10 protein-coding genes are annotated in these 10,489 nt (G+C 74.1%); 5 read left to right on the forward strand and 5 right to left on the reverse strand.

All coding sequences use genetic code 11. From position 1 onward, the window contains the following. Nucleotide 1: 1 nt before the first annotated feature. Genes H7827_RS17315 through H7827_RS17325 form a run of 3 tightly spaced genes read left to right on the forward strand, consistent with a single transcriptional unit; the run spans nt 2 to nt 2,326 of the window. Complete coding sequence (locus H7827_RS17315; RefSeq protein ID WP_432746352.1) at nt 2–559, forward strand: helix-turn-helix domain-containing protein; 558 nt, start codon at nt 2–4, stop codon at nt 557–559. 43 nt (nt 560–602) lie between these two features. Beyond that, the gene (locus tag H7827_RS17320; protein ID WP_432746354.1) at nt 603–1,532 is read left to right on the forward strand and encodes an ABC transporter ATP-binding protein; all 930 of its coding nucleotides are present in this window, start codon (nt 603–605) and stop codon (nt 1,530–1,532) included. Continuing rightward, complete coding sequence (locus tag H7827_RS17325; protein ID WP_432746356.1) at nt 1,529–2,326, forward strand: ABC transporter permease; 798 nt, start codon at nt 1,529–1,531, stop codon at nt 2,324–2,326. The genes H7827_RS17320 and H7827_RS17325 overlap by 4 nt, the downstream gene beginning before the upstream one ends. Nucleotides 2,327–2,359: 33 nt before the next feature. Here the strand turns inward: H7827_RS17325 and H7827_RS17330 are convergent, their stop codons facing one another. Then, entirely contained in the window at nt 2,360–3,229 is an 870-nt protein-coding gene (locus H7827_RS17330) for a LysR family transcriptional regulator (protein WP_432746358.1), read from the reverse strand. A gap of 84 nt (nt 3,230–3,313) precedes the next feature. Here H7827_RS17330 and H7827_RS17335 point away from each other — a divergent pair, with 84 nt between their 5' ends. Continuing rightward, the gene (locus H7827_RS17335; protein WP_432746360.1) at nt 3,314–4,165 is read left to right on the forward strand and encodes a PhzF family phenazine biosynthesis isomerase; all 852 of its coding nucleotides are present in this window, start codon (nt 3,314–3,316) and stop codon (nt 4,163–4,165) included. Nucleotides 4,166–4,193: 28 nt separating this feature from the next. Here H7827_RS17335 and H7827_RS17340 read toward each other — a convergent pair whose 3' ends face one another. The 4 genes from H7827_RS17340 to H7827_RS17355 form a co-directional block, all read right to left on the reverse strand. After that, nucleotides 4,194–5,072, reverse strand: a complete 879-nt coding sequence (locus H7827_RS17340; protein ID WP_432746362.1) for an alpha/beta fold hydrolase — start codon at nt 5,070–5,072, stop codon at nt 4,194–4,196. Next, entirely contained in the window at nt 5,065–7,773 is a 2,709-nt protein-coding gene (locus tag H7827_RS17345; RefSeq protein WP_432746364.1) for an AAA family ATPase, read from the reverse strand. The genes H7827_RS17340 and H7827_RS17345 overlap by 8 nt, the downstream gene beginning before the upstream one ends. Nucleotides 7,774–7,885: 112 nt before the next feature. Next, nucleotides 7,886–8,731, reverse strand: coding sequence for a C40 family peptidase (locus tag H7827_RS17350; RefSeq protein WP_200366429.1), 846 nt, complete (start codon nt 8,729–8,731; stop codon nt 7,886–7,888). 241 nt (nt 8,732–8,972) lie between these two features. Continuing rightward, the gene (locus tag H7827_RS17355) at nt 8,973–9,752 is read right to left on the reverse strand and encodes a sulfite exporter TauE/SafE family protein (RefSeq protein WP_432746366.1); all 780 of its coding nucleotides are present in this window, start codon (nt 9,750–9,752) and stop codon (nt 8,973–8,975) included. 324 nt (nt 9,753–10,076) lie between these two features. Here H7827_RS17355 and H7827_RS17360 point away from each other — a divergent pair, with 324 nt between their 5' ends. Next, nucleotides 10,077–10,436: an NADH-quinone oxidoreductase subunit A gene (locus H7827_RS17360; protein WP_030736578.1), complete on the forward strand. Its 360-nt coding sequence runs from the start codon at nt 10,077–10,079 to the stop codon at nt 10,434–10,436. The last annotated feature ends 53 nt before the right edge of the window (nt 10,437–10,489 follow it).

Genomic DNA, 10,489 nt, shown 5'->3' on the forward strand with positions numbered 1-10,489 from the left:
CGTGAGTGTTTCCTCAGAACGCTGGGCCGAGCTGGCCTTCCATCCCGTCCGCATCCGGATCCTCGGCGCGGTGGCGGGCGGCCGGCACACGGCCTCCGGCCTCGCCGCCCAGCTCCCCGACGTGCCGCAGGCCACGCTGTACCGGCAGATCGCCACCCTCGCCAAGGCCGGCCTGCTGGTGGTGGTGGACGAACGCAGGGTCAAGGGGACGGCGGAACGCGTGTACGCGCTGCCGGAGGGCGGGGTCACCCCGTCCCCCGAGGCACTCGCCGCCGCCTCCCCGCAGGACCACGCGCGGTACTTCACCGCGTTCGTCTCCACCCTGCTCGCCGAGTACGCGCGCTACCTCACCAGGGACCACATCGACCTGGCCGCCGACGGCGCCGGATACCAGCAGACGGTGCTGCACCTGACCGACGAGGAGTTCGCGCGGTTCGCCCAGGGATTCGGCGAACTGGTGCGGCCCCTGCTCGCGAACGAGCCCGGCGGGGACCGGGTGCCCCGGCTGCTGGCCACCGTGCTCCTCCCGCTGACCACGACGAAGGGCGACGAGGAATGACCAGGACCCGGACCGGCGGGGCGCTTCGGACGGCGGCGCGTTCATGACCGGCATAGAGGTGCGCGGGGCGACCAAGCGGTACGGGCCCCTCACCGCCGTCGACGACCTCAGCTTCACCGTGCGGGAGGGCGCCGTCACGGCCTTCCTGGGCCCTAACGGCGCCGGCAAGACGACCACCATGCGCATGATGGTCGGTCACATCACCCCGACCTCCGGCAGCGTGACGATCGGCGGACGCCGCTACCGCGACCTCCCCCGCCCGACCACGGTGGTGGGCGCCGCCTTCGACGCCGGCTCCTTCCACCCGCAGCACACGGCCCGCGACCACCTGCGGATCTACGCCGCGATGGGGGGCCACCCCGATGCCCGCGTGGCCGAACTGCTCGCCCTGCTGGGCCTGACCGAGGCCGCCGGCCGCCGGACCGCGACCTTCTCCACCGGCATGCGCCAGCGGCTCAACCTGGCCACCGCTCTGCTCGGCGACCCGCGCGTGCTGCTGCTCGACGAACCGGGCAACGGCCTGGACCCGCAGGGCATGGCCTGGCTGCGCGCGTTCCTGCGCGGGCTGGCCGAGGAGGGCCGCACCGTTCTGGTCTCCAGTCACGCGCTCGGCGAGATGGAGCAGTTCGCCGACGACGTGGTGGTCATCGGGCGGGGTCGGCTGGTGACGGCCGGCCCGCTGGCCGAACTCGCCGGCGCGGCGCACGCCGTGCTGGTCCGGACCCCCGACGCCCCCGAACTGACCAGGACGCTGGCCGGCGCGGGCCACCGGGTGGAGGCGCTCGGCCCCCATGACCTGCGCGTGCGCGGGCTGGACGCGGCGGGCGTGGGTGACCTGGCCGCCCTCGAAGGGCTGCGCATCCACGGCCTGACCACCGAACACCTCGGCCTCGAACAGCTCTTCCTCGAACTCACCGGGCCCCCCGGCGCCACCGGCCCCGTCACCCCCGCCGACGGACGGAGCACGCCATGAAGCCCCTGATCCACGCGGAGCTGCGCCGGCTGCTCGCCACCCGGATGTGGCTGGGCATCCTGCTCGCCGCGGCGCTCCTGGGCGGCGGGACGATGGGCCTGCTCGCCTTCGTCGGGCCGGAGAACTTCGACCCGCCGATGCCCGGCCTGCACACCGAGGAGGGCGTGCGCTCCGTCCTCGGCTTCCTCGGTTTCACCGCCTTCGTCCCCGCCGCGATCGGCACGGTGGCCGTCACCTCGGAGTACCGGCACCGCACCGTCAACGTCACCTTCCTGTACGCGCCGGACCGCTGGCGGGTGCTGGCCGCCAAGCTCCTCACGTACGGGCTGGCGGGCATGGTCTACGGGCTGGTGCTGGCCGGCACCTCGGCGGTGGCGCTGTTCGGCGCCGCAGCCGCCCGCGGGGTCACCCTGGGCCTGCCCACGGGAACCATCCTGGAACTGCTGGCCCGGCTCGGCATCGCGATGGTCGCCTACACGGTCCTCGGCGTCGGCATGGGCGCCCTGATCCGCCACCAGATCGCGGCCCTGGCCGTGGTGGTCGGCTATCTGTACGGGGGTGAACTGCTCCTGATGATGATCCCGGGCGTCCGCCACCTCTACCCGTGGCTGCCCGGCGGGGCGACCGCGTCGCTGACCGACTTCACAGCCGTGGCCGACGCGCTGGCCGACCAGCTCTCCAGCGATCCCGTCGTGCTGCTGTCGCCGGTGGCCGGGGCGCTGATCCTGCTCGGCTACACCGCGCTCGCGAGCACGGCCGCCCTGCTGCGCCCGCTGCGCCGCGACATCGTCTGACCGCCGCCGCGCGCCGCCCGGTGGCGCGGTGGTTCACGGGGCGGCGGCGCGCAGCAGGCCGGCGAAGGCGTCGGCGGCCGGGCTCGTCCAGCGGCGGGGGTGGCGGGCCAGCTGGACGGGGACGTCCGGGACGGGCGGCCCGGCGAGCCGCACCAGATCGCCGTGGCGCAGCTGCTCCCGCACGGTGGCCAGCGGCAGCAGGGTCAGCCCGAGGCCGGCGGCCACGCAGGCGCGGGTGGCGTCCACACTGCCGAAGCGGGTCAGCCGGGGGCGGGAGCCGGGGACGGACCGCAGCCGGCGTTCGAGCTCATCGCTGTAGGAGCAGCCCTGTTCCAGCAGGAAGAAGCTCTCCGCGGCCAGTTCCTCCCAGGTGATGCGGCGGGGGCGGCCGGCCAGCGGGTGGCCGGGGGCGCCGAGGAAGGCGAGCGGTTCGTGGCCGACCGGCTCGGCCGCCACATCGCAGACCTCGGCCTCGAACAGCAGTGCGAGGTCGAGCCGCCCGGCGAGCAGTCCCTCGACGCACGCCGCCGTGCCCCGCGCGGACAGCCGGACCTCCACCTCGGGGTGACGCGCGCGCAGAGCGCCGATCACCTGCGGCAGCCGGGTCGAGCACAGCGACTCGGGGGCGCCGACGGTGACCCGGCCGGCGATGACGCTCGGGTCGGCGCGCAGCCGGGCGACGGCGTCCAGGACGTCCTCGGCCCGCTCCAGCAGCCGGCGGCCGGGGTCGGTGAGCACGGTGCCGGTGGGCAGCCGGTCGAAGAGCGGGGTGGCCAGCTCGCGTTCCAGGGTGCGGATGTGCACGGTGACCGTGGACTGGGCCAGATGCAGTGCGGCGGCGGTGGCGGTGAAGCTGCCGGTGCGGGCCAGGGTGGTGAAGGTGCGCAGGAGGCGGGTGTCCATCGGGCCAGGCTATGCGCGAACACGATGGAGAGCATCGGAATCCATCGTTGGACGCGATGGGGGAGCGGGTGGCAGCGTGGGGCCATGACCGAAGGAACCCTGCGCTACACCGCGTTCACCGATGACCCGGCCGGCGGCAACCCGGCCGGGGTCCTCCTGGACGCCGCCGGCCTCGACGACGCCGCGATGCTGGCGACCGCAGCCGAGGTCGGCTACTCGGAGACGGTGTTCGTGACCGCCCGGGACGAGGCCGAGCGCCGTTTCACGGTGCGCTACTTCAGCCCGCTCGCCGAGGTGGCGTTCTGCGGGCACGCGACGATCGCGCTGGCCGTGGCGCTCGCCGAACGGATCGGCCCCGGCCCGCTCACCCTCGACACCGCCGCGGGCGAGATCCTGGTGCGGACGGTGGCGGACGGCGCGGGCCGGGTACGGGCCACCCTCACCAGCGTGCCGACCCGTTCCCGCCCGGCGAGCGAGGCCGAGGTGGGCGCCACCCTGCGCGCGCTCGGATGGGAGGCGGCCGACCTGGACCCGCGGCTGCCGCCGCATGTGGCCTTCGCGGGCAACGACCACCTGATCCTGGCGGCGGCCGGCCGGGAACGGCTGGCCGACCTCTCCTACGACTTCGACGCCCTGGCCGAGGTGATGCGGCGGCACAACTGGACGACGGTGGACCTGGTGTGGCAGGCGTCGCCGGTGCGGTTCCACGCCCGCAACCCGTTCCCGGTCGGCGGCGTCGTCGAGGACCCGGCGACCGGCGCCGCCGCGGCGGCCTTCGGCGGCTATCTGCGCGTCCTCGGCCTGGCACCGGCCGCCGGCACCCCCATCGCGATCCGGCAGGGCGAGGACATGGGCCGCCCCAGCGACCTGACGATCACCCTGGACCCGGGGGAGCCCCGTACCCACGTCACCGGCACCGCGGTGCCCACCGGCTGAGCGCCCGTCCGGCCGCACGGGCCGGGCCTCACCCGGCCGTGTGCGCGAGGACGGCGGCGGCCAGCTCCTCGTGCGTCTCGGGCGGCAGGGTGTGGCCCATGCCCGCCACGATCAGCAGCCGCGCCCCCGGGATCCGCTCCGCGATGACCGCCCCGTGGCCCGGCTTCACCGGTTCGTGACTGCCCTCGATGACCAGCGTCGGCGCCGTCACCCGGTGCAGCACGCCCTCCGGCTCGAAGCCGGGGTCCGCCGCCGCGGCCAGCCGGTGGTTGACTACCGCCGACAGGTCGTTGGCCCGGTCGTGGATCCGCTCCTGGAGCCGGCGCGCCGCGTCCTCGTCGAACGGCAGCCCGGTGCCGTGCAGCACACGCTGCTCGGCGATCATGCCGTCGATCCGCGCGCGCCGGTCCCCGGGCGGCGGGACGGCCATCAACGTGCGGTAGAAGGCCGTGAACTCCGGTGCCGGCGCGGGCAGGCTGCCCTCCTCCTGCGGTTCTCCCGTCAGCGCCCGCAGGAGCACCCGCCCCTCGCCGCCGCCCAGCGGCGAGGAACCGATGAGCGTCAGCGAGCGCACCCGTTCCGGCCGCTCCACCGCGATGAGCTGGCCCAGCAGCCCGCCCGCCGAGTGGCACACCAGATGCGCGCTCTCCAGTCCGTGGGTGTCCAGCACGCGGTGGACGTCGTTCTTGATGTCCTTCCAGGTGTACGGGTTCGCCGCGAAGTCGACGGTGTCCGACTTCCCGGTGTCCCGGTGGTCGTACCGGATCACCCGGCGGCCACCGGCGACGAGGCGCCCGACGAAAGCGTCCGGCCACAGCACGCCCTGCGACATCGACCCCATGATCAACAGGATCGGCGCGTCCGTCGCCACGCCGAATTCCTCGCTCCACACACGCACATCACTCATGCCGCAGAGTCTGTCCCGCTCCGGCCCCGGTGCCTTCCGTAGAACTACCGGTCGCCAGGACCATCAGGCGCGCCAGTTCCGTACGGGAGCCGATGCCGAGCTTCGGATAGATCTTGTACAGGTGGTACTCGACGGTGCGCGGGCTGAGGAACAGCCGGGCGGCGATCCGCTTGCTCGACAGCCCCTCGGCCACCAGGCCCGCGATGCGCGACTCCTGCGGGGTCAGCGCGTCCAGCACGGCGGGGACCGGCGCCCCGCCGTCCTCGCCCGCCGCCCGCAGCTCACCCCGGGCGCGCCGCGCCCACGGCCCGGCGCCCGCCCGCTCGAACGTCTCGCACGCCCCGCGCAGATGGGCCCTGGCCTCCCCGGGGCGCTGCGCGCGGCGCAGCCGCTCGCCCAGCAGCAGCGCCGTCCTGGCCGCCTCGAACGCATTGGTGTGCAGCCGCAGCGCCTCGGCGAAGTCCTCCTCGCGGGAGCGGACCAGCCCCCGGCAACGGGCCAGCACCGCCCGGGTCTCGGGCGTCGTGGCGTGCGCCGAGGACCGTTCGTACGCCGCCAGCACCGCCCGCGCCGCCGCCTCCTCGCCCGCACCCATGGCGGCCTCGATGTGGTCCGGCGCCGCCCGCCACACCACGGCGGGCGACCCGGCGCCCGGGCCCGCCGCCGTCAGGGCGGTGAACCGCTCGTGCGCCGCCGCGTGCCGCCCCAGGCCCAGATCCAGCAGCGCCCGCGCGTACCCGGCCACCCCCACCCGCAGGCCCACCCGGTGCGGTACGGCGATGGCCAGCGCCTCCCGCGCCAGCCGTTCGCACTCCTCTTCCGCGCCGCGCAGCGCCGCCACCATCGCCAGGTTCGCCAGATGCGCGGCCACCGTGTTCGGATAGCCGGCCTCCCGCGCCAGACCCAGGCCCTCCTCGGAGACCGCCCGGCTGCTCGCCAGCCGGCCCGCCAGCCGTTCGGCCGTCGCCACGAACTCCAGCACGACGGGCAGCTGCCCGGTCATCCCGGACACCCTGGCCACCCGTCCGGCCCGCTCCGCCATCCCGGCCGCCAGATCCGTCTCGCCCAGCTGGCTCGCGGCGGCCGACGCCCACAGATACTCCGCCGCCTCCCGGGGCCCGCCGGAGCGCGCCCGCTCCAGCGCCCGCCGCAACAGGCCGGGCCCGGCCGGGTCGCCGTCCAGCGCCAGACCGATCCCGGCCACCGTGTCCCGCAGGAACCCCGGCGGATGCGCCGCCGCCCTGCGCCCGAGGCCGATGAGGGCCGCGGTGTCCCCGACGTACGAGGCCGCCTCCGCGGCGTCGGCCAGCATCTCCAGGCTGTCGCCCGTGGACAGGATGCGGACGGCCTCGGCGGCGTCGCCGGAGTTCAGCTCGAACCGGCCCCGGAGCCGGGCGATCTCCAGGGCGAGAGCGGTGTCCGTGCCCGGCAGCTCGCGGGCCTCGGCCAGCAGGGACTCGGCCCGCCCGGGGCGGCCCCCGAGCCAGGCCGCGACGGCGGCGTCCTTCAGCCGCACCGCCCGGGGCCCCGGCTCCGAGGTCAGCTCGGCGGCCCTGGCCAGGGCGGTGGCGGCGCTGCCGTACCCGCCGCGCTCGCGCGCCCGCCGTGCGGCGGCCACCAATTCGGCGGCGACCCGCTCGTCGCGGCCCACCGCGGCGCCGGCCAGGTGCCAGGCGCGGCGGTCGCCCCCGGTCAGCTCCGCAAGGACGGCGTGTACGTGGCGGAGTCCGGCAGGGGTGGCCGCCTCGTACACCGCCGATCTGATGAGCGGATGACGAAAGCGCAGCCGGGTGCCGTCGAGCCCGGCGAGACCCGACTCCTCCAGTTCGGCCAGCGCGCACCGTGCGGCGCGGTCGGTGCCGTCGGTGAGCAGCCGCGCGGTGGCGCGCAGCGCCGGATCGAGGTCGGTCTCCACGGCGGCGACCCGTGCCAGCAGCCCGGCACCGGCGGACAGCGCCGCCACCCGGTCGCCGAACAGCCGGGCGCCACCGGGCAGCGGGTCGGGCAGCGGGGCGGCCCCGGCGAGCTGTGCGGGGGTCAGCCGGGCGGCGATCTCGCGCAGCGCCAGCGGGTTGCCGCCGGTGGCGGCGACGAGGTCCCGTGCCACGCCGGGGGGAACGGCGTGCCGCGCCCGCAGCAGTTCGGCCGCCGCGGCCTCGGGCAGCCCCCGTACTTCCACCGTCAGCGGCACCCCGGGCACCGGGGCGTCGCCGCGCACGGCGAACAGCAGCGCGATCCGTTCCGTGCCCAGCCGTCTGGCGGCGAACAGCAGTGCGTGGGCCGAGGCCCGGTCGATCCACTGGAAGTCGTCGATCAGGCAGATCAGTCCGTGCGGGGCGGCGGCCTCCGCCAGCAGCGAGAGCACACCGGCGCCCAGTGGATAGGGATCGCCCGCCGGCCGCGCGGCGAGCCCGAGGGCGGCGCGGACGGCGTCGCGCTGCGGCGCGGGCAGCTCGTCCAGCGCGCCGGTCACCGGCCACAGCAACTGGTGCAGCGCCGCGAACGCCAGGCCCGACTCGGCCTCGACGCCGGTGGCGCGCAGCACGCGGGCCGCGTCACCGCGCCCGGCCGCGGCGTCGAGCAGCGCCGTCTTGCCCGCTCCCGCCTCGCCCCGCAGTACCGCGGCCCCGCCCTGTCCTTCGCGGGCCCGCGCGATCACCTCGTCGAGCGCCGCGGACTCCGCCGATCTGCCATAGAGCACGGACAGACACTGTAGGAGACCCGCGCGCCGCCGGGACGGTACGGAGTCGCTTCTCACATCGCGCGCGAGGGCCCCGGCCGACCGGCCGGGGCCCTCGACGACGACGGGTGGATCAGAGAACGCGGACCGCGCCGGTGGGGGTGTCCCACGCCATGTCGCGCTGGACGACACCGGTCGAGGAGTTCTGGGCGCCGATGAACTGGCCGCCACCGATGTAGATCGCCACGTGGTACGCGCTGCCCGCGCTGCCCCAGTACAGGATGTCGCCGGGCTGGAGGTTGCTCAGCGAGACCTGGGTGCCGGAGGTGGACTGCGGCTGGGAGGTGCGCGGGAGGGAGATGCCGGCCGAGGCGTAGGCGGCCTGGACCAGGCTGGAGCAGTCCCAGGCGTCCGGGCCGGTGGCGCCCATGACGTAGGCGTCGCCCAGCTGGGACTGGACGAAGGAGATGACGGCCGCGGCGCTGCCGCTCGCCGGTGCGGGGGCCGACTCGGTGGCCGCCGGGGCGGACGCCGCGGCCAGGGTGCTGCGTTCGGCGGAACGGGAGGCGGCGGCCTCCTCGGCCTCGCGGGCCGCGGCGGCTTCCTGGGCCTCGGCCTCCAGGCGGGCCGCTTCGGCCTCGGCCTCGGCCTGCGCCTCTTCCTCGGCGCGCAGTTCGGCCGCCGCGCGCTGGGCGGTGGTGAACGCCTTCCGCTCGGCGTCCGCGTGCTCGTGGCGCAGGCCGGTCAGGTCGGCGTAGGCCTCGGTGGCCTGGGCCGCCTCGCTGGTGGAGGTGGACAGGATCTCGTTCAGCGCGCGGAGTTCGGCGGTGGTCTCCACGGGGTCCTCGGCCGCGTGGGCGGGCGCGGCGGCGCCGGTGACGGCGACGGTGCCGACCACGCCGGAGAGGACTCCGCCGCGTATCAGAGTGCTGGCACGGGACGGCTTGCGGTGCCGGCCTCGGTAACGGATTGGGGACATGGACATCATCCGTACCAGTGATGTCCGGTTGTTCTCAATTGTTGTGGCGTGGGACACAGATGCCGTAAGCGAGGTTTTGAATGGGGGATTTGGTCCTTTTTGCTCCCCGGGGTCCGGGCATATGCGTAGCGGGAGGGCGGGCCCTTGTGCTGGGCGTTGTCCGGAATGCCCCATTGGCTAGCACGCGGTGGACCCCTGGGCAATCTGTCGGTGCGTCAGGTGGCACCCGTCGTGGCGCACGTCACGACCACCACTGGTCGTACCCCAGCCGGACGACCAGCGCCGTCACGACCACGAGCAGGATCGCCCGGACGAAGCCGCTGCCCCGGCGCAGCGCCATGCGGGCGCCGATCCAGCCGCCCGCCATGTTGAACAGGGCCATGACGGCGGCCAGTTTCCACAGGACGGTGCCCTGGGCGGCGAAGCCCAGCAGGGCGCCCAGGTTTGTGCCGACGTTCACGACCTTGGCGGTCGCGGAGGCGTTGAGCATGTCCAGGTGGAGGATCGCCACCAGGGATATGACCAGGAAGGTGCCGGTTCCCGGGCCGATCAGGCCGTCGTAGAAGGCGATGCCCACCCCGGCCACCGCCAGGGCCAGCCACCGGCGCCGCCGGGTCACCGCGCGGTCGTCCACGGTCGTACCGAACCGCGGTTTCCAGACGACGAATGCCGCCACTCCGAGCAGCACGACCATGATCAGCGGCTGCAGGACCTCTTTGTTCACTGCGGATGCGAACAGTGCGCCGCCGGCCGCCGACAGTGTCGCGAGGCCGCCGAGCCGGACGGCGAGGCGCAGATCCACCGGTGCTTTGCGGGTGTAGGTGAGGGCCGCGATGGAGGTGCCGGTGATGGCCACCGCCTTGTTGGTGCCGAGCGCGTAGGTCGGGGCGTGCTGCGGCAGGCCGATGAGCAGGGCGGGGAGCAACAGGAGCCCGCCGCCGCCCACCACGGCGTCGATCCAGCCGGCGAGTGCGGCGGCGAGGCAGAGCAGGACGACGGTGGTCAGGGATATGTCAGGCACTGCTCGGCATATACCAGATACCTGTTTCACCTGCGAATTTGCCTGTATCTCACACGTAGTGGTAGAGACCGCGGCTTGTTCCGGTGCCCCGGCACCTCCCGATTTGGCGGGGCGTATCGGGTACGTCGCGTTCCGTGTCAGTGGGGTGGCTTACCTTGGCTTCGTCGCCTTCGTCGGGTGGGAGAGATCACAAACTTCGTCGGTGACCCAGTGTCGAAGGTCACAGGGTGCGGGCTTAGGATGCTCACCAGCCTTGTGAACTGACTCACATAGATCTGATCTTCATCGCTAGCAGTCGCCGTTGACTGGAAGGAGCGAGGTGCGGTGAACGCGTACGTTCCCATCCTCGTACTGGGGGCCCTCGGGGCCGGCTTCGTCGTGATGTCCCTGGTGCTCGCATCGATCGTCGGTCCCAAGCGCTACAACCGGGCCAAGTTGTCCGCCTACGAGTGCGGAGTGGAACCGACCCCGCAGCCCGCCGGTGGTGGCCGTTTCCCGGTGAAGTACTACCTGACGGCGATGCTCTTCATCATTTTCGACATCGAGATCGTCTTTCTCTATCCCTGGGCCGTGCACTTCGACGCACTGGGGATGTTCGGGCTCGCGCAGATGGCCGTCTTCGTCGGCCTCATCGGTGTCGCCTACGCCTATGACTGGCGCCGGGGAGGACTCGAATGGGACTGAGTTAGCCGGCGGAAGCCGTCGCGGGCCTGATACATGACAAACCCAGGAAGGGC

Origin of the sequence: Streptomyces sp. JH002 (assembly GCF_050916115.1) — a bacterium.
GTDB lineage: Bacteria > Actinomycetota > Actinomycetes > Streptomycetales > Streptomycetaceae > Streptomyces > Streptomyces xiamenensis.